Consider the following 20,726-nt stretch of genomic DNA (forward strand, 5'->3'; position numbering starts at 1 on the left):
TTATATGAATTATCGAATGCGTTACATGCTATTTTTTATCATTGACTCTTGTATCGTGCTATCAGCAATTTACATGAGTTATTGGCTATTACATCCCACTATTAATGGCTATTCGGATAAAGTTATTTTAATAAGTGCTGTAACGTTATTAGTTAGTCATCATATTGCTGCGTATTTTTTCCATCTTTATGACCGTATATGGAGTGTTGCATCTGTTCGAGAGTTGTTAACAATTGCCTATGCTGTAACAATATCAGTTGCAACAGCTAGTGCTATGCAGTATCTCATTAAGAACGATGTCTATTTTCGAGTGATGGCTATTACATGGATGCTTCATATCATTATGATTGGTGGTTCTCGCTTTTTATTACGTGTTTTAAATGATCGAGAGTCCTTTAGAAATACTGCTAATCTAAAACGTGTGCTGATTGTTGGTGCAGGGCAAGGAGGTACAATGCTTGCAAAAAATTTACTTCATGCACCACACCCAGATCGGCTACCAATTGTTTTTGTCGATGATGATGTTAGTAAACAGCAGTTAAAAGTGATGAATCTAACAGTAGCTGGCACAACAAAAGATATTCTGAGACTTGTTAATAAGTACGGGATAGATGAAATTATTATTGCGATTCCATCACTTGGCCGTATTGGCATAAAAAGTATCTATAAGGATTGTTCAAAAACAAATCTACCGGTAAAAGTTATGCCAAGTATTGAAGATGTGATGACAGGTAAAGTAGCTGTTAATGAAATGAAAGAGGTACAGATAGAGGATTTACTTGGCCGTGATGAAGTAAAACTTGATATGATTGCTATTTCTAAAAAATTGACAGATAAAGTGATATTAGTCACAGGTGCAGGTGGTTCAATTGGTTCTGAAATATGTCGTCAAGTGATGAACTTTCAACCCCAGAAACTAATTCTGTTAGGTCATGGTGAAAACTCCATATATACTATTCATATGGAACTACAGCAAAGAAGTGTTGGAACAGAATTGATTCCAATTATTGCGGATATTCAGGATCGAGCTAGAATTTTTGAAGTTGTAAGTCAATATCAGCCAGATGTTATTTACCATGCAGCAGCTCATAAGCATGTACCATTAATGGAATACAATCCTCGTGAGGCAGTAAAAAATAATATATTTGGGACAAAGAATATTGCTGAGGCTTCACATGAATATGGTGTTAAAAACTTTGTGATGGTATCTACAGATAAGGCAGTCAATCCACCAAATGTAATGGGTGCGACTAAGCGGGTAGCTGAAATGATTGTACAAAATTTAGCAAAGAATAGCACAACTAAATTTGCTGCAGTAAGATTCGGTAATGTTTTGGGATCACGAGGATCAGTTATACCATTGTTTAAAAGGCAAATTGTTGCTGGTGGTCCAGTAACTGTAACACATCCTGATATGACACGCTATTTTATGACAATTCCGGAAGCTTCCCGTTTAGTATTGCAGGCAGGAACACTTGGTGGTAATGGAGAGATTTTTGTGCTCGATATGGGGGAGCCTGTTAAAATTATTGAGTTAGCTCGCAACTTGATTCAATTATCTGGATATACAGAAGATGAAATTAAAATTGAATTTACAGGATTACGACCTGGCGAAAAGATGTTTGAAGAATTATTAAGTCCCGACGAAATACAAATTGAACATGTATATCCTAAAATTCATATAGGGAAATCAAATACTATTGAAGCCAGTGTTTTAGAAAAGTTGTATCAAAAATTTGAAATTGAAGATGAAGTCTTATTAAAAACAATTTTGTTACAAGTGGCTAATTCTAAAAGTGAAAATAAAGTAACTTCATGTTTAATTAAATAAAGGAAGATGTAGATGAATGTACTCTTTTTAACTCTTTTAGATTTTTCAGATTTGAGGGAAAAAGGTATATACACAGATTTAATGAAAGAGTTTGTGGACAATAACCATAATGTGTATATTATTTCTCCTATAGAGAAAAGGAAAAATGTAGCTACCAATATAATAAAAAAAGATAATTATCAAATTCTAAAGTTGCAAATAGGCAATGTACAAAAAACTAATATGGTAGAAAAAGGTATTTCGACTCTGTTATTAGAAAATCAATTTGTTAAAGGTATAAAACAGTACTTTTCTAATGTAAAATTTGATTTAGTAATATATTCTACACCTCCCATTACACTTAGGAAGGCTGTTGATTTTGTAAAGAGAAGAGATAATGCCGTTTCCTACTTACTATTAAAGGATATTTTCCCGCAGAACGCTGTAGATCTTGGAATTATTACTAAAAAAGGTATTAAAAAATTAATATATAGTTATTTTAGATACAAGGAAATAAATTTATACAAAATATCAGATTATATAGGGTGTATGTCACAAGCCAATGTTGAGTTCTTAACTAAAAATAATAAAGGTATAATTGAGAATAAAGTAATAGAAATTTGTCCAAATACCATTACGCCATCTCAACCTATAAAAAATGATAAGAATAGAATTAGGAAAAAATACGAAATTCCTACAAATAAAACAGTTTTTATATATGGAGGAAATTTAGGGAAGCCTCAAGGTATAGATTTTTTGATTGATTGTATTAATTCTAATAAAAATAATGAAAAAGTTTATTTTGTTATAGTTGGTTCAGGGACAGAATATCAAAAATTAAGAGACTTTTTAAATAAAAATAAATTAACTAATATAAAGTTGATATCTCAGTTGCCAAAAACAGAATATGAATTATTAGCTAGTTCGTGTGATGTAGGTCTAATCTTTTTAGATTATAGATTTTCTATCCCTAATTTCCCTTCAAGGATCCTCTCATATATGCAAGCCTCAATGCCAATTCTAGCAGCAACTGATACAAGTACTGACGTGGGTAAAATTATAGAAGAGGGAAATTTTGGTTATTGGTGTTGTAGTAACAATGTCAAAAGTTTTACTGAAAAAATAGAGTTGTTATGTGATAAAGAAATAGTAACAAGAATGGGGAATAATTCTAGATTGTTCCTGGAAAAAAACTATACATCAAAGCACTCATATAAAATAATAATGAAACATTTTAACTAATGTAGAGAGGAATTTATATGTTTAACAATAAAACTTTATTGATTACAGGTGGAACCGGTTCATTTGGTAATGCCGTTATGGAAAAATTTTTAGAAACAGATATTAAAGAAATACGTATTTTTTCACGTGATGAAAAGAAGCAAGACGATATACGTAAAAAATATAAGAATAGTAAGTTGAAATTCTTTTTAGGAGATGTTCGTGATCTATCAAGTTTGAAAAATTCTATGTATGATGTAGATTATGTCTTCCATGCTGCAGCTTTAAAGCAAGTTCCTTCATGTGAATTTTTTCCTCTAGAAGCTGTAAAAACAAATATAATTGGTACCGAAAATTTGTTGACAGCTGCTATCGAAGCAGGTGTGAAAAAAGTGATTTGTTTATCCACAGATAAAGCTGCATATCCAATTAATGCAATGGGAATATCAAAAGCAATGATGGAAAAGGTATTTATTTCCAAATCGAGAACAGTAGATCATAATAATACATTAATATGTGGTACTCGCTATGGTAATGTTATGGCATCTAGAGGTTCAGTAATACCTTTATTTATTGAACAGATAAAAAGTGGTGAACCATTGACTATTACTGATCCAGAGATGACAAGATATTTAATGAGTTTAGAGGAAGCTGTTGAACTTGTAATTTTTGCTTTTCAAAATGGTGAAGCTGGAGATATTATGGTTCAGAAATCACCAGCATCAACGATTATAGATTTAGCACATGCGTTACTAGAGCTTTTTAATGTTAAAAATGAAATTAAAATTATTGGTACTCGCCATGGTGAAAAGCTATATGAAACATTATTAACAAAAGAAGAATATGTTGTAAGTGAAGATATGGGTGGTTTTTATAGAGTTCCTGCTGATACACGTGATTTGAATTATGATAAATATTTTGAGAACGGAAATAAAAAGCTATCAACAGCAGAGGAATATAATTCTCATAATACATATCGTTTAAGTATTGATGAAGTTAAGAAAAAGTTAATGAAATTAGAATATATTAGAAATGAACTGGATAGTTGGAATCGAAATAGATAAGAAAGTTGAGCGATAAAAATGAAAATCTTAGTAACTGGAGCGAATGGGTTTATAGGAAAGAATTTGATTGCTGAATTGAATAATAGAGGTTACAAAAATATTTTTGAGGTTACGAGAGATACAACTATTAATGAGTTGGTGAATTATACGCGTGAAGCGCAATTCGTTTTTCATCTTGCAGGAATAAATAGACCTTTGTTAATAGAAGAATATACCAACGGAAACGTAGGTTTTACTGCTACTTTATTGAATTTATTAAAAGAAGCTAATAATTCTTGTCCAGTTCTATTCACTTCATCTATTCAAGCAAAATTAGACAATCCTTATGGAATTAGCAAAAAAGAAAGTGAAAAAGAATTATTTTTCCATGCTGAAACTTTAAAGAGCAAGGTGTTTATTTATAGATTACCAAATGTCTTTGGAAAGTGGTGTAGACCAAATTATAATAGCGCTATAGCAACTTTCTGTTTTAATATTAGTAATAATTTAGAAATACGTGTAGATGACCCAAGTATTGAATTGAATCTAGTTTACATTGACGATGTTGTACAAGAATTTATTAATGCATTAGAAGGACAACCAACCATAGCAGAAGAATATTGTGAAATTCATCCAGTTTATAAAAAGACATTAGGTAGTATAGTGGATTTAATTTATTCATTTAAAAAGAGTAGAGAAACTCTTTTTATTCCAAATATGGAGGATGAATTCATAAAGATACTATATAGCACCTATTTAAGTTATTTGCCAAAAGATAATTTTAGTTATCCATTAAAAATGAATTTAGATGATAGAGGTTCATTTACTGAATTTTTAAAGACAACTGAAAGAGGACAAGTGTCAATTAATATTTCAAAACCAAATATCACCAAAGGGAATCATTGGCACCATACTAAAAATGAAAAATTCTTAGTTGTGAGTGGCACAGGAGTGATTCGTCTCCGGAAAATTGATACAAATGAAATAATTGAGTATTTTGTGAGCGGAGAAAGGTTAGAAGTAATTGATATCCCTGTAGGTTATACACACAATATAGAAAATCTAGGTGAAACCGATATGGTAACTGTAATGTGGGTAAATGAAATATACGACCCTAAACGCCCAGACACAAATTTCTTGGAGGTTTAAAGCTTTGAAAAAATTAAAAGTAATGACTGTAGTAGGAACAAGGCCAGAAATTATACGATTATCTGCTGTAATCAATAAATTAGAACAATCAGAAGCAATTGACCACATATTAGTTCACACTGGCCAAAATTATGATTTTGAATTAAATGAAGTATTTTTTAATGACTTTAAATTGAAAAAACCTGACTATTTTCTAAATGCAGCAACAGGAACTGCTATTGAAACTGTAGGAAATATTCTTATTAAAATTGATCCTATTTTAGAAGAAGTTCAACCAGATGCATTTTTAGTATTAGGAGATACTAATAGTTGTTTATGTGCTATTGCAGCAAAGCGACGCAAAATTCCTATATTTCATATGGAAGCTGGAAATCGTTGCTTTGATCAACGTGTTCCTGAGGAGACAAATCGTAAAATTGTTGATCACATTGCAGATATTAATTTGACGTATAGTGATATTGCACGTGAATATTTACTTAATGAAGGCTTACCAGCAGATCGTATTATTAAAACTGGTAGCCCAATGTTTGAAGTTTTGAATTCTCGAAAAAAAAATATTGAGGAATCTAACATATTAGCTAAGTTAGATTTAATAAAAGGGGAGTATTTCTTAGTGTCTGCTCATCGTGAAGAAAACATTAATAATGAAAGAAACTTTAATAATTTAGTTGAAATATTAAATTCGATAGCAGAGAAATATAGATATCCAATAATTGTTAGTACACACCCGAGAACACGTAATATGATTGAGCAAAAAAACATTGTATTTAACCCGCTAATTAAAACTTTAAATCCGTTGGGCTTTAATGAATACAATAATTTACAAATAAATTCCAAAGCAGTATTAAGTGATAGTGGTACTATAAGTGAGGAGTCTTCAATATTAGGTTTTAATGCACTTAATATCCGTGAAGCCCATGAAAGGCCAGAAGCAATGGAAGAGGCTTCGGTAAGTATGGTCGGTTTAAGTTTAGAAAGAGTCATGCAATGCCTGAAAGTACTAGAATCTCAAGAAAAAACTACCTTACGTATTGTCAGGGACTATTCGATCCCCAATGTTTCTGAAAAAGTTTTGAGAATTATTCTATCATACACAGATTACATTAATCGTAATGTATGGAAAAAATAAGGTGATATTATTGGAACAAGATTTTCAAAGAGTTCTTTTTATAAGTCATAATGCTTTCAGTACTACTCTAAATAATGGTAAGACGTATTCTTCCTTTTTTGAGGGGTGGCCAAAAAGTAAATTGGCTCAATTATATTTTCAAAATGAAAAGCCAAACTTTAATGTATGTAACAATTATTTTCATATAACTGATGAACAAGTATTAATGAATAAAAAGAAGAATATCGGAAAAAAAATAGATGAAACAAACTTTAATCATATACAAAAAACTCAATCAACAGTTCACACCTATGTTAGAAAAAATCCAATATTAACTTTAATAAGAGATATTGTATGGGGTATTAATCGCTGGAAGAATAAAAATTTACTAGAATGGTTAAACGAATTTAAACCAGAGGTAATTTTTTTTGTTGGAGGAGGAAGTTTGTTTTCGTATAAAATTACTAAATTTATAGCTTCATATTTCAAAATTCCAATAGTTTTATACTTTACAGACGATTATTTGACTATACCTTCTAAAACTAAAACGATAGAGTGGTTAAATTCCATAAGGCTAAATGAATATTTGAAGAAATTTAATAAATCAGTAGATAAAATATTTGTTATAGGCGATGATATGAAAACAGAATATCAAAAAAAATTTAATAAGCAATGTATTTCAGTTATGAATTCTGTAGATACAGAAAAATACAATGAGGTAAGATTAAACAGGGAAATTAACCAGGGTGTTGAAAAAAGTAAAATAAAGATTGCTTATTTCGGAGGAATACATCTTAATAGATGGAGAACGATTTCAGTGCTAAGTCAGTGTATAAGGGAAATTGAAAAAGAAGGTAAGCATTTTGAATTAGATATTTATTGCGTTGAAAAACCAGCTAAAGAAATTTTAGAAGAAATACATCTTCCTCCTTATTCTAATTTTAAAGGAGGAGTAAATGAAGAGCATATAATTAGTAAAATGATGGAATACGATGTGCTTCTACATGTAGAAAGTTTTGATACTAATATGATCTTTAAAACAAGATTATCTATTAGTACAAAAATACCAGAGTATTTAGCATGTTCCAAACCTATTTTAGGGATAGGACCTTCAGAAATATCTTCAATAAAATATTTAAAAAAGGAAACAGAGTCGTTTATTATCAATAATATAGATAAAGTAATCGTTCTGAAAGTTTTAAATGAAATTTCTAATAAAAAAGATGTGTTAAATATGATAGGTGAAGTTAATTATTTACTTGCTCATAAAAATCATGATTCTTATAAAGAACGTGAAAAAATAAAAAGTGGAATATCTAGTGCAGTAAATAAATAAGTTTATGTCAAATTATTAGTTTGAAAACACCTCAAGTAAGTTATCAGTACCAAACAATTTTAAGGATGCCAAAACATCTATGTCAAGCTTTTGTACAAATAAATCAATGAACGTTACTTGGTTGATTTAACAAAGTAGTACGAATCTCCTTTTAATTGGGCTTTAGGAAATATCCTAAAACTAATTATAAGGATTTTTTTTACACTAGAACTATAGGTAAGTTTTCTATGAATAGTAAAACTAATTAATGTCATATTAATAATGAGGATATTAATAAAAAAATGAAAAAAATGAGTTTAACTTTTATTTTAATTATGGTGGGAACAATTATTTCTAATTTCCTAGGATTATTAAGAGAATTAGTATTGGCATATAAATTTGGTACCAGTGATGTGGTAGATATATATATAATATCAACTTTATTACCAGTTACGTTATTCTCATTATTTATTTCAGGTATTACAACACCTTACATTCCTATAATTTCAAAAATGGTAAATGAAAAAAAAAAGATTGATTATTTCACAAGTAATTTATTAAATGTCACTTTAATAGTGACAACATTTTTATTCATCATTTTTATACTTTTTGCTGAAAATATTTTAAAAGTTTATGCTTATGGTTTTAATCCTGAGAAATTACAAAAAACAGTTCACTTGACACAAATAATGTTTATAGGAATTTACCCAATATCTGTTTATATGATATTACAACAATATCTAAATTTCAGAGGGAAATTTGTGGCAACATCTTTTATTGGCATTTTTTTAAATATTGCATGGATAGGTGGTATTCTTTTTTCGGATGAGGAATTTTTAACACCAATTGGAATTGGTAATACCTTTGGATATATATTTGTAGCTATATTTATATGTATACTTACATTTAAAAATGAATTTAAGTATAATCTTGTTTTAAATTACCGCGATGATTCATTAAGGAAATTAGGGAGGATGTTTACTCCTATATTTTTAGGGTTAATTATTGCACAAATTAATGGAATAGTAGATAAATCAATCGCAAGTTCTCAAGGAGAAGGTGCGATTGCAATTTTAAATTATTCATCTAGACTGTTATATTTTGTATATGGATTGTTAATAGTTACTTTTATTACATTCATCAACCCTAAGATTGCAATTATTTATAACAAAAATATTAATAAATTCAAAAAAACTATTAGTGAGTTAATCATAATAAATGTTATAGTACTTACACCTATAATTGTTATATTTATAGTCTTTTCAGAAGACATTATTAATATTTTATATAATCGTGGCGAATTTGGTAAAGAATCTCTGGGTATGACATCTAAATGTTTAATCCTATATATTATTAGTTTACTACCATTGGGAATTAGAGAATTAATAAATAAAGTGTTCTTTATCGAAAGTGATACAAAATCTCCTTTGATAAATAATATAGTTCTAGTTGTAATAAATATTGCACTTAGTCTTGTTGCGGTCTACATTTTTAATTTAGGTTTTATAGCTCTAAGTGGAACGACGACTATTGCCAATTTCGTATCGATGGTTATTTATTTAAGGGTCCTTAAAAGAAAGTCCTTACTAAAATTAAATAAACAATTTTATTGGGATATATTCAAAATAATGGTCATAAATTTGATAATGCTATTTGTAATTTTAGTGGAATTAAATTTCTTCTATAATAAAGATAAAAATATTCAATACTTCTTTATTGTTTGGATCATCATGTATTTACTACAATATACAGTTTTGATTTATTTTTCAAAAATAAGTATAATAAATCTTTATATTTCTCGAAAAATACGGAAAGGAATAACATAAAATATGCAATTTTTAGAAAATTCTCCAATGAGAAAAAGTGACTACTCAGTTACGTTATATATTCCTATTGTATTTTGTCAATTATATTTAGGATGTATTTATATATTAGCGTTATTCGGTCCCTGGCCATGGGAATTTCCAAACAAAGCGAAATTAACCCTTTTTATTATTGTTTGTAACATTGGTTTATTAGTTGGTTATTTTTTAGCGATAAAAGTGTATAAGGTAAAAAAATATAATCAAAATGTTGATAATATGAAGATATTTAATTTATTTTTAATAGTTTTTTTTATTACATTGCCGTTAACTTTTTATATAAGGACTAATATTAATTTATTTAATCCTATAGAATTTTATAACAGTTTATTATTGGGTATACATAATCCAGCTGAACTTTATTACAATAAATTAAGATTTTATGAATCTAATAGTGCAGCATTTTCATTAACGATAATAGATATATTATTGACGGCTGTATACTATTATATATTAGCAATGGCAGTTTTTAGATGGAAATATTTGTCGATTATTCACAAAGTAACTATATTAATAGGAGTTACTATTAATATGTTATCTTGGGTTTTAATTGGGACAAATAAAGGACTGTTTGATTTAATGATTATACTAATCATTTATATAATATACAAAACTAGTATATTTAAAAGGAATAGTTTCAGTTTATTAAAAATAAAAAATATCATTTCAATAATGTTGATTTTCTTTTTTATCATTGGAATATTTGGATATTTTGCAAATAGTATTGAATCAAGAGTAGGAGACATTGTTTATTTTAATGATACTAATATTAAGATTGATACTAATTCTCCCATTTATAAATATACTCCAGATATTTTGAAAGGGTTTATAGTAACCTTAAGTAGTTATTTAACTCAAGGATATTACGGACTTTCTCTGGCCCTTGAAGAACCATTCACAAGTACATTATTTATAGGAAGTTCCTCTTTTTTAAGTAGCTTTATGGAAAGTATGTTTGGAACCAGTTATTTTATTGAAAACTCCTACCCTACAAAAATAGAAATTTATGGATGGGATCGATTTATTAACTGGCACACAGCTTATACATGGTTTGCATCAGATATTTCTTTTTGGGGAGTCCCTTTTTTAATGATTCTAATAGGTTTTTTATTAGGGGTTTTTTGGAAAGAATCCTTAGCAGAACAGCAACTTTCTATGGTTCTTTTTATTATAGTAATGATTTTAATAATTTATATTCCAGCTAACAATCAAATTTTTTCATTTCCAGGCACTCTTTTTACATTCTATTTATTTCTCGCATTGAGATTTATACGTAATAATTTGAAGGTGAAATTTTAAATAAGGGGAAGGTGGAGAAATGAAGCGATTATTTGATTTTTTGATTTCTTTGTTAATGTTATTTTTGTTATCTCCATTAATAGTTTTAATCATAATAATTATAAAAGGAAGAATAGGCTCTCCAATAATATTTAAACAACCAAGACCAGGTTTGAATGGTAGTGTATTTTATGTGTATAAATTCCGGTCAATGACCGATGAGAAAGATGCAAATGGATTGCTACTTTCAGATGAAGAACGTTTAACTTCTTTGGGTAAATTGCTAAGAAAACTAAGCTTAGATGAGTTGCCACAATTATGGAATGTTTTAAAAGGAGATATGAGCTTTGTTGGTCCACGTCCACTTTTAGTAGAATATTTACCATTATACAATGAAACACAAGCGCAAAGACACAAAGTTCGTCCAGGAATTACAGGATGGGCTCAAGTAAATGGTCGCAATGCAATTTCATGGGAGCAGAAGTTTGAGTATGATGTATGGTATGTAGAAAATCAATCTTTCTGGTTAGATATGAAAATCTTATTTTTGACCGTGAAAAAGGTATTTGTTAGCGAAGGTATTTCACAAGAAGGACAAGCTACAATGGAGAAATTTACAGGCTCTAAATAAATGGGAGGCATGTAAAGCGTGAAATATATATTAATAGGTGATAGTGGCCATAGCAAGGTTATAGAGGACTGCATCCGAGCAAATGGTCATCAAGTAATTGCGAAGCTAGATGATAAATATCCTACCATTTTTAAAGAAGGTTCTTATACTAAAGGACCGATTGCTGCAATTGAAACTATACTTGATCAGGAAACAAAAGTGGTTATTTCAATCGGGAATAATGAGATTAGAAAAAAAATTGTAGATCGATTGCAGTTAACACTGGAATGTTACGGTACTGTAGTTCATCCAAGTGCGATAGTTAGTCCATCCTGTACCATTGCTAATGGTACAGTAGTTATGCCTAATGTAGTAATTAATGCAGATAGTGTAGTAGGAAATCATGTTATTTTAAATACAAGTTGCATAATTGAACATGATTGTATTGTACAAGATTTTGCACACATTTCTCCAAGTGCTGTTTTAACAGGTGGGGTTTCAGTACATGAAGGTACACAGATAGGAGCTCGTTCGTCTGTTAATCCAACACTGCAAATCGGTAAATGGACTATAGTTGGTGCAGGAAGTACGGTTATTAACGATATACCTGATAAAGTAACAGCAGTAGGAGTACCTACGAAGATAATAAAAGAAAGAAGGATTTTAGGTGAATAATCGGATTCTATTATCGTCTCCTCATATGGGGGGGACAGAGCAAAAGTATATTCAAGAGGCATTTAATACCAATTGGATTGCACCACTTGGAGCAAATGTAGATGGTTTTGAGAAAGAAATAGCTACATATGTCAAAGCAAAGGCTGCTTCTGCAACAAGCTCCGGTACGGGTGCTATTCATCTTGCTCTAGATTTATTAGGTGTAAAAGCAGGAGATTCTGTATTTTGCTCAACTTTAACATTTATTGCAAGCGCAAATCCAATTCTTTACTTAGGGGCTAAACCTATTTTTATTGATTCAGAAGAAACAACATGGAATATGTCGCCACAGGCACTAGGACGAGCATTAAGTGAAGCAAAAGAAAATGATATTTTGCCTAAAGCGGTAATTATCGTAAATTTATATGGCCAAAGTGCGCGTATGGATGAGTTAATGGCATTATGTAACGATTATGATGTTCCTATTATAGAAGATGCAGCAGAATCATTAGGATCTTTATATAAAGGAAAGCATAGTGGAACATTTGGTAAATTGGGCATATACTCATTTAATGGCAATAAAATTATTACCACTTCTGGTGGTGGAATGCTTGTATCAGAAGATGAACAACTAATCTTGCAATCACGGTTTTTAGCAACCCAGGCACGTGATGCAGCAAAGCATTATCAGCATAGTGTTGTTGGCTATAACTACAGAATGAGTAATATTGTGGCTGGAATTGGTCGTGGTCAGCTTGAAGTGCTAGATGAACGTATTGCACAAAAGCGTGAAATATTTAACCGCTATGAAAGGGCTTTTTCTAGTATTAAAGGCATTAAGATGATGCCAGAACTAGAGGGTACTTTTTCCAATCGCTGGCTGTCAACAATGACATTGGATGCTGAGAAAGTTAAAATAACTCCTAATGAATTAATTGATTTACTTGCTGAAGCAAATATTGAGGCACGCCCTGTATGGAAGCCATTACATATGCAACCGTTATTTGTTGAATGTGAATTCTATCCTCATAGCGAAGATGAAATTGTTAGTGAGGAATTATTTGCTAATGGAATATGTTTACCGTCAGATACTAAGATGACTATCGAAGAGCAAGAAAGGGTTATTGATATTATTTTAAGTGTAGTTTAGGGTCTCGTATAAAAATAGAAATAGCGTCCCTTAAATTAAGTGGACGCTATTATGTAGTTTATTCCTTTTATTTCCATTTTAGCATATTGAAGAGAAACTACGGCTACTTTATTTTCTAACCCCACACGAGAAATTTTTGCTCCCGAAATAAGCCCTTTGTTCTGTATTTCTTCGACTATTCCACCAAATGTCTCTTTATCTATATCAAAATCATAAAATCTCGGCTCTTCATTATTATGTATTCCCTCTAAAATATATAAGATAATATTCATATCCAATTTATAAATCCTCCAATCTACTGTCATTCAGTATAAATGAATGAGATAGTACCTGTCACATGAAGTCCTCCTTTTACGTGAATTCTTAGAAAACTTTGTAACTTTTTCATACAATAACATGTCTACTTAATAGGATGATTTGAAGTACTAGCATGAATAGAAACTATTCTTCCATAAAGCCAAAAGAGTTTTATAGAAAATGTTCGTGCGAATTGGAAAAACTCCTTTCATTATATGAAGCTTTCGAAGGAGAAAGGCTAGCACTCTAGTACCGAATTCTACTCTTTTCGATATAAATCCCACATTTTAGGGGTTTTTCGTGTTAAGATGATAAAGACTATTGTAAGAGGAAAAAGGAGATTAAGATGTTTAAAAAACTAAGGACTACATGTATTGTATCAGCAGTTGCGTTGGCTACGATTTTGCCAGGACAAGCGTCTGCATCAGCGACTAGTAACAATGGAATTCAGATAAAAAACAATGTTTCGATTACGATTAATGGAGAGACGATTCAAGTCAATGACCCTATTTTAAATAAGTCAGACTTCTTGTTATTACCAATGCGTGCATTATATGAAGCGGTTGGTGCAAGTGTGGATTGGGATAAGGAAACGTTGACGGCATCGGCGATTCGTAATGGTAAGATGGTTGATTTAACGATTGATTCAATGACTGCTTTAATAGACGGAGAAGAGGTTGCAATGGATGTTGCGCCATTTATGTATAAAGATCGTACCTACATGCCATTACGTTTCGTCAGCGAAAACTTTGATGGAGTTGTTAATTGGGATGAGGCTACCCAATCAGTAGATATTACATTATCAGATGAAACAACAGCACCACCGCAGGAAGACCCATATATCTTACATATCAATAACAAACGTATTGTCATGAAAGATCCGATTGTTTCAAAGGATGGAAGAACTTATTTACCTGCTAGCTATATTTATGATTATTTAGATGATTCATCTGGTACTTGGCAGCCTGATGGTTCCTTTGAATTGTTAATTGGTGGGATGAGCTTTATTTTCAATGATAACAGCAATCAGGCTTTGGTTAATAACGAAGCAGTGACAATGATCGAAAAGCCATTTATACAAAAAGGCAAAATGTACATTCCTGCTAAGTTTCTTGTGGATGCACTAGGCGGAAATTTACGTTATATCACAGAGAAAAAAGAAATGTATATTTATGTTTACCGTTATATGTTTACAAGCCCCTTCCTAGATAAATCATATGGCACGACGTCATCACCCGAGGCTGTTCCTTCTGCTCGTTTAGAGGGGGATCGTGATTTATTTATTAGTGATAATCCTGAAACGTTAACACGTAAGCTTGTACCAATGAATAATGCGACGCTCGCCCAATATGATGTCAAACCAACTGCGGCAACGAATAAGCATCGTATCTTTGGCTGGCATTACAACACATTAGGTACGGATGTCAATCTTGGGATTACCGTTCAAAATAAGTCTACGACAGAGAGCATTAAAGTGACTGATTCGAAGGGTATTAGCCAAAAAACGGGTAATAGCTGGGTAGGTCATGACCTTGGCTTGACGATTGCGGACGCTGTTTTAAATAATAAGCTTCAAAAATCGGAAAGTAGTGGTATTGTCATTGCACCAGGGGAAACAAAGGTCATTGAAACATACGATTTACATTATGATTATATTATCGGTTTTTTACATGATTTAGATATTCAAGCAGTCAATGGTGGAAAGCCAGAGTATACGATTCGTACAGTGCTTTCGAAAGATAATTCAGATTTAACAACGATCCAATCGGAGCAGGTTGCGGTGGATGAGTATGCGAAGCATCCAAGAGGTGCGTGGCCAAGTGCGACAATTCTAGCAGAGCTACCTGCCTATACAGTAGATTCTCCTGAGGTTGGCTATAACATTTCTAATGGACGTACAGACCATTTACAAACGGCTGAAAATTCATTTTCTCAAATCAATGGTGCTGTAGGAAACCCAGGTCACTTCGGTATGAACTATAAAGTGTCCATTCCTGTTGTCAATCCAACAGGCTCTACAAAAACGATTAAGCTGAAGTTGGCTGGTCGAGGAGGATTATACAGCGGAGCGATTAAGGTGAATGGCAATGTGTATTTAGTGCCTTCTTTAAGAGTTGGGGCAGAGTATGTTGAATTACCAGATTTCAAAATGAAGGGTTCAAAAGATACGATTGAATTAGAGTTAATGCATGCTGGTGGTGTGAACCTTCCAGTAGCAATCTATGTAGAAACAAAATAAAAAAGTCACTGGCACGGGCCATGTGACATGGTACGTGCCATACTTTGAATTAATTCGGAGTGAAAAATGGCAAGAAAACTAATAACGATTATTGTAGTCCTATTCATGCTTACACTAACAGTTAGCCCCATACATGGACAAGCTGCTGGTTTAGGCAATAAAGTCAGTGAAGTTAAAACAGAAGTTTCACCACAGGTAACACATACACAGCAAAACTATACGTCAGGTTCGATACGTCAGTTTGTAAATGTTTTAGATGTCAATTTAAATAATACATATACAAAACTAGAAATTGGTATGCCAAATCCTATTAATTCATTAAAAACAACATCAGCGATGGCCAAGCAAAACACATATGATGGGCATCGTGTTGTAGGGGCTGTCAATGCCTCTTACTTTTTAGGAAATGGTATGCCTGCGAACTTGTTAGCAGAAAATAATGAAATTGTGAACTATGGTATTTTGGGAGATACATATGATAGCCCAACACAAAAGCCAGTTGCATTTGGTTTATCGAAATCAGGGAAAGCGATTGCAGACTATTATTCTACGAATCTAACTTTCCAAGTGAATGGCAAAAGCTATCCTATTGATCTTATTAATAGTGAACGAGGAACAAATAAAAACGTTTTATATACACCTGAAAAAAGATCTACAGGGACAAATACATGGGGTGTAGAACTCGTTGTGTCAGGTGCTAGTCAAGATACAAGCACCTTGCATTTTGGTGATCAGTTCTCTGGTACAGTATCTCATGTAACAGCCTATGGAGCAGAAGGTAACTCTTCTGTACCAGCAGATGGCTTTGTTATCTCTGTACAAAATAAAGAGTTAGCCGCTGAATTAAGTAGCATTACAGCAGGTACAAGCGTGGATGTCAGCTTATCGATCGATCAAAAATGGATGGATGCACAGTTCATCTTAGCTGCTGGACCAATGCTTGTGCGTAACGGCAAAGTGGATATTTCTATGCCAACGAATTCAGGGTTTGCTTCTACACGTAGTCCACGTACAGCAGTAGCTATAGATGCTACAGGTACAAAGGTATCTCTTGTAACGATTGATGGACGCATAAGTGGTCATAGTAATGGTGTTAATTTATCAGATTTAGCTGCTCATTTAATTTCAGTGGGTGCTTCTTCGGCTATTAACCTAGATGGAGGCGGCTCTACAGCAATGGTGGCGCGTAATCCAGGAGGTTATTTCGCCAACCTAGTGAATAGACCGTCAGAGGGTAGTGAACGTCGTGTATCTGCCATTTTACAGGTAGTGAATACAGCGCCACCAGGGAAAGTAAAATCAATTACGTTAAGTAGTGTTAGTGTTGGTCAGGTAATGAAAGGATCTTCTGTAGATATGCAAGTTGCAAGTGCCTATGATCAATACTTGAATCCAATGACCATCAACCCAGCAAATATGAACTGGACAGTTGAAGGAAATATCGGCAAAATGGACGGTGCAACCTTCACAGCAACACAAAAGGGTGAAGGGAAAATTATTGGCGAGTATGAAGGAATTCGTACGTCTACAGCTGTGAAAGTAGTAGATCTAGCAGAGAAACCAATTGTACTAGATAGCTTTGATAATACTTCTTCTTGGATAACAGAAACAGCGAAAGCCAATGCTTCATTAGCAAGCTCTAAAGAGTATGCTAGACAGGGGACTGCTAGCTTACAATTAAACTATGATTTCACAACTAGTGGCACAGGCACAAAAGCTGCCTATATGGTTGCGAAAACACCAATTGCTATTTCAGGGCAGCCTAAAAATATCGGTCTTTGGGTATTTGGCGATGCTGGTAAGCATTGGCTAAGAGGCGTTGTGATTGATGGTGCTGGAGCGAAGCATACAATTGATTTCACAAGCCAGGGTGGTTTAGACTGGAGTGGTTGGAAGTACGTGACGGCGAATATTCCGAGTGACTTACCACAGCCATTGAAATTCGAGCGTTTGTATGTTGCTCAGCCAACAGCTTCTCTTCAGAAGAAAGGTCAGCTGTATTTCGATCAATTACAAGCGGTTTATAAAGATAATCATGAGGAATTAGTTTACACAGATGTAACAAAAGGGCATTGGGCATTTTCCGAAATCCAAAGTCTATACGATCAATCACTTATTAAAGGATACTCAAATGGAACGTTCAAACCTGAGGCATCCATTACACGTGCAGAGGCTGCTACAATCATCGCTAGAGCTTTAAATCTAACTACAACGAAGGATTCTAGCTTTAAAGATGTGAGTAAGAGCCATTATGCATACAGTGCCATTGCCGCAGTTGAGCAGGCTGGCATTATCAAAGGGCAAGAGGCAGGAAAGTTTAATCCAAACGGACAGCTTTCCCGTGCAGAAATGTCTGCCATTTTAACAAGGGCCTATAAGTTAACAGGTACAAGCAAAGTAAGCTTCTCAGATGTAAAATCAACACATTGGGCATACAGCCATATCCAAGCACTTGTCGCAAATGATTTAACTGGCGGCTTCCCAGATAACACATTTAGACCAGATGCACAAATTACACGTGCGCAATTTGCAAGCTTCTTAAATAGATGCTTATCATTAAAATAAAGAAGACAAATCCTCTGTAACAGCTACAGAGGATTCTTTATGTTGTCTTGAAAAACAAAACAATTAACAGAATTTATGTGAAAGGTGTAGTGGATATCCGTTGCTTGCTTACCTGTGAGCTAGCGCAAAGCACTCTACCCACAAAATGTTAACTTTTTAGAAAGGTTTTCACTAATCATAATATTGAGGAGTGCTGTCACTCATCACTTCTTCACATTTTTCACTATTGTTAGTATGAAAGAAAAGGAAAAGACATATTTTTAGAATGGTTGATTGTAGTGGAGCCAGCGTCACTCCTAGGGGATTTAGCGTCACAGAGGAGACCCTGGAGCGAACGGAAGTGAGTGAAGCGGCTCATCGGACGCCCCTGGAAAGGACGCTGGCGGAACGGAAATCAACCCATCGCTTGCTTTGCTAAATGTTTTTTTAGTGTCATCTTCTTTTCTAACAAAAAATCCGCCTTGTCCATAAAAGGACTAGGCAGATTTAGGTTAGAAAACGATATATTTCACATATTGCTTCCAAGTTAGCTCTTTAAAATGGCTCCATTGGATTTTCTCAACAGGTAATGTTCTGAAGGTATAGGCTTCGAGATTACGTTTCTCATTAGAGAGCATTGGCGTACCTTCATCAAGATAATCCATAAAAATAGCTGACTTAGCCGTTTTAAATTGCACATTGACATCAATTAGCTGAATTTTACCGTCCTGATTGATGATATATAACTTTTTGTTCCCTTTTTTAGCTGTGGCTAGCCACGATTTATCGACTTTATAGGAATCGAATGCTTCGTTGACAATAATAGAGGCTTTGCCAGTTGTCGAAAATGGGATGTCCTCGAGTGGGGCATCTTGCTGTAAGGTCACTTCATAATTAGTTGGTTGTGGCAAGGCAGCCGTTTTAGCTAACTCATTTGCCCAAACTGTCTGATCGTCAGTAGCAATCGTTTGTTTTTCTAATACAATGCCAGATAGATCATCCTTGACATGTTTCACCTTGAAATCTACAGTTTGCCCTTCCTCCACCTTTTGCCATTCCTTTTCTGATAAATAGGCATACATTGCTTTTTCATTCGAATAGATTTCAAAAGTTAGCGCACCAGCTTCTTCCTTAATCGCTGACACCACACCATCAATAGGGCTGACAATACCCTGACGAGATTGAATTTGTGTAATTTGGGCTTCAAGTAACGCAATTTGACGATTTGTTTCAGCAATATGTCGATTTAACAGGGCAACCGCTGTAGATGCTGAATTTTGTTGAGCAAGCTCTAATTTTAGCGTTACGGATAGCTTTTCATTGATTTGATCCGTATTAATGGAGCTTTTTGGATTAGAATCGTCACCATATTCATCCTCAATGTGTTCAAGTGCATCCTGTAAATCTTGTAATTCTGTTTCATAGGCTGTGCGTTCAGATTCAAGCTTTGTTAACTCCTCATCCACCTCATCCGTTTTATAGGTAGCAAGTACATCATTCATCATCACTTCTTGGCCACGCTTTACATTCACAGCGGATAAGCTAGTTGCATCAGCAGTAATCGTGTATGTCTCAGCAGGTGCTACAATGGTTTCTTTATGAACACGCTCTGTATTCGTGCCGATATAAGCTTTTTGAAATTCATCGATAAAGTAGGATCGTGTCACGTTGCTATTATCTTTAAAGACAAAATAAGCATTTATGCCGATTACTAGCATTGCTAACACGATGGTCGTAGTTGTCCATGGTCTTTTTTTGATAAATGCCATCATCCTAACCCCCTAGCAATCCAATCTTTAATTGGTAGTACACTAATCAAACCAACAAATATGGCCATAAATAGCTGTACACCAATCAATTTGACTACTAACATTTTTCTACTAGCTTCTTCCTCCCATTTTGATAGGAAGAGATACTGTACAATAATGATTAAAACCGTTGTTACCGTCAATTGATTGAGGGTAAATAACACGAAATCTGTTTCAATCACCTGTAAGGCAGCAGGAGCTAAGGAGAAGAAAGAAAACATGGTTGTATAGCCTACAGCATAGAAAACAGCAAAGAGGATTGCTTTTTCAATTAATAGAAAGGCTACAACATAAAGCTGTACTCTTTTTATCCAAGTATAAGGAATGTCCGTTAATAGATGTAAAAGATAGGTAACACCATAATAATGGAAGCAAAAATAGACGATTGCCCATAAAACGGCACCAAGCATCGAAAGTATACGTGCTACATAGTATTCATTTTGTAAATCCTTTGCGAATAAGGATGTTAAATTTTCTGTCCCCATTCCCCAATATTCGCGAGCAACAAACAACAGGATGAAAAGAATGAACACCGTTAGTACTCTTTTTTTATATCCGATGACCTCGCCTTCCTCTACGATGCTAGTAAAGTAGGTAGGATTTTTTAAGCTATGCCAGAACTTATAATGGTAAAACAT

16 protein-coding genes are annotated in these 20,726 nt (G+C 33.1%); 13 read left to right on the forward strand and 3 right to left on the reverse strand.

Features of this window, described 5'->3' with window-relative positions; all coding sequences use genetic code 11:
* Nucleotides 1-4: 4 nt before the first annotated feature.
* The 11 genes from NP781_RS00280 (at nucleotide 5) to NP781_RS00330 (ending at nucleotide 13,200) form a co-directional block, all read left to right on the forward strand.
* Nucleotides 5-1,831 carry a polysaccharide biosynthesis protein gene (locus NP781_RS00280; RefSeq protein ID WP_257521135.1) on the forward strand — a complete coding sequence of 609 codons (1,827 nt, stop codon included), beginning with the start codon at nucleotides 5-7 and terminating at the stop codon, nucleotides 1,829-1,831.
* Between the two features lie 12 nt (nucleotides 1,832-1,843).
* Nucleotides 1,844-3,052: a glycosyltransferase family 4 protein gene (locus NP781_RS00285; protein WP_257521136.1), complete on the forward strand. Its 1,209-nt coding sequence runs from the start codon at nucleotides 1,844-1,846 to the stop codon at nucleotides 3,050-3,052.
* A gap of 17 nt (nucleotides 3,053-3,069) precedes the next feature.
* Nucleotides 3,070-4,095 carry a polysaccharide biosynthesis protein gene (locus NP781_RS00290; protein ID WP_257521137.1) on the forward strand — a complete coding sequence of 342 codons (1,026 nt, stop codon included), beginning with the start codon at nucleotides 3,070-3,072 and terminating at the stop codon, nucleotides 4,093-4,095.
* A gap of 18 nt (nucleotides 4,096-4,113) precedes the next feature.
* Nucleotides 4,114-5,223 (forward strand): polysaccharide biosynthesis C-terminal domain-containing protein, encoded by a 1,110-nt coding sequence (locus NP781_RS00295; protein WP_257521138.1) that lies wholly within the window; start codon nucleotides 4,114-4,116, stop codon nucleotides 5,221-5,223.
* A 4-nt stretch (nucleotides 5,224-5,227) separates the two neighbouring features.
* Nucleotides 5,228-6,352 carry a non-hydrolyzing UDP-N-acetylglucosamine 2-epimerase gene (gene wecB / locus NP781_RS00300; RefSeq protein WP_257521139.1) on the forward strand — a complete coding sequence of 375 codons (1,125 nt, stop codon included), beginning with the start codon at nucleotides 5,228-5,230 and terminating at the stop codon, nucleotides 6,350-6,352.
* Nucleotides 6,353-6,362: 10 nt separating this feature from the next.
* Nucleotides 6,363-7,667, forward strand: coding sequence for a glycosyltransferase family protein (locus tag NP781_RS00305; RefSeq protein WP_257521140.1), 1,305 nt, complete (start codon nucleotides 6,363-6,365; stop codon nucleotides 7,665-7,667).
* A 281-nt stretch (nucleotides 7,668-7,948) separates the two neighbouring features.
* Nucleotides 7,949-9,472 carry a murein biosynthesis integral membrane protein MurJ gene (gene murJ / locus NP781_RS00310; protein ID WP_257521141.1) on the forward strand — a complete coding sequence of 508 codons (1,524 nt, stop codon included), beginning with the start codon at nucleotides 7,949-7,951 and terminating at the stop codon, nucleotides 9,470-9,472.
* Between the two features lie 3 nt (nucleotides 9,473-9,475).
* The gene (locus NP781_RS00315) at nucleotides 9,476-10,807 is read left to right on the forward strand and encodes a hypothetical protein (RefSeq protein WP_257521142.1); all 1,332 of its coding nucleotides are present in this window, start codon (nucleotides 9,476-9,478) and stop codon (nucleotides 10,805-10,807) included.
* A 19-nt stretch (nucleotides 10,808-10,826) separates the two neighbouring features.
* Nucleotides 10,827-11,417 (forward strand): sugar transferase, encoded by a 591-nt coding sequence (locus NP781_RS00320; RefSeq protein ID WP_257521143.1) that lies wholly within the window; start codon nucleotides 10,827-10,829, stop codon nucleotides 11,415-11,417.
* Nucleotides 11,418-11,435: 18 nt separating this feature from the next.
* Nucleotides 11,436-12,071: an acetyltransferase gene (locus NP781_RS00325; RefSeq protein ID WP_257521144.1), complete on the forward strand. Its 636-nt coding sequence runs from the start codon at nucleotides 11,436-11,438 to the stop codon at nucleotides 12,069-12,071.
* Nucleotides 12,072-12,096: 25 nt separating this feature from the next.
* Nucleotides 12,097-13,200 (forward strand): aminotransferase class I/II-fold pyridoxal phosphate-dependent enzyme, encoded by a 1,104-nt coding sequence (locus tag NP781_RS00330; protein ID WP_306832461.1) that lies wholly within the window; start codon nucleotides 12,097-12,099, stop codon nucleotides 13,198-13,200.
* A gap of 35 nt (nucleotides 13,201-13,235) precedes the next feature.
* Here NP781_RS00330 and NP781_RS00335 read toward each other — a convergent pair whose 3' ends face one another.
* The gene (locus tag NP781_RS00335; RefSeq protein WP_373880533.1) at nucleotides 13,236-13,478 is read right to left on the reverse strand and encodes a YjcQ family protein; all 243 of its coding nucleotides are present in this window, start codon (nucleotides 13,476-13,478) and stop codon (nucleotides 13,236-13,238) included.
* Nucleotides 13,479-13,843: 365 nt separating this feature from the next.
* Here NP781_RS00335 and NP781_RS00340 point away from each other — a divergent pair, with 365 nt between their 5' ends.
* A complete protein-coding gene (locus NP781_RS00340; protein WP_257521146.1) occupies nucleotides 13,844-15,736 on the forward strand; it encodes a copper amine oxidase N-terminal domain-containing protein in 1,893 nt (630 codons plus the stop codon).
* 66 nt (nucleotides 15,737-15,802) lie between these two features.
* Nucleotides 15,803-18,301: an S-layer homology domain-containing protein gene (locus NP781_RS00345; protein ID WP_257521147.1), complete on the forward strand. Its 2,499-nt coding sequence runs from the start codon at nucleotides 15,803-15,805 to the stop codon at nucleotides 18,299-18,301.
* Nucleotides 18,302-18,792: 491 nt separating this feature from the next.
* Here NP781_RS00345 and NP781_RS00350 read toward each other — a convergent pair whose 3' ends face one another.
* On the reverse strand, nucleotides 18,793-20,049 hold the full coding sequence (locus tag NP781_RS00350; RefSeq protein ID WP_257521148.1) for an efflux RND transporter periplasmic adaptor subunit: 1,257 nt from the start codon (nucleotides 20,047-20,049) through the stop codon (nucleotides 18,793-18,795).
* Nucleotides 20,049-20,726, reverse strand: coding sequence for a hypothetical protein (locus tag NP781_RS00355; protein ID WP_257521149.1), 678 nt, complete (start codon nucleotides 20,724-20,726; stop codon nucleotides 20,049-20,051). The genes NP781_RS00350 and NP781_RS00355 overlap by 1 nt, the downstream gene beginning before the upstream one ends.

Source organism: Lysinibacillus sp. FN11, from assembly GCF_024628845.1.
Lineage (GTDB): Bacteria > Bacillota > Bacilli > Bacillales_A > Planococcaceae > Lysinibacillus > Lysinibacillus capsici.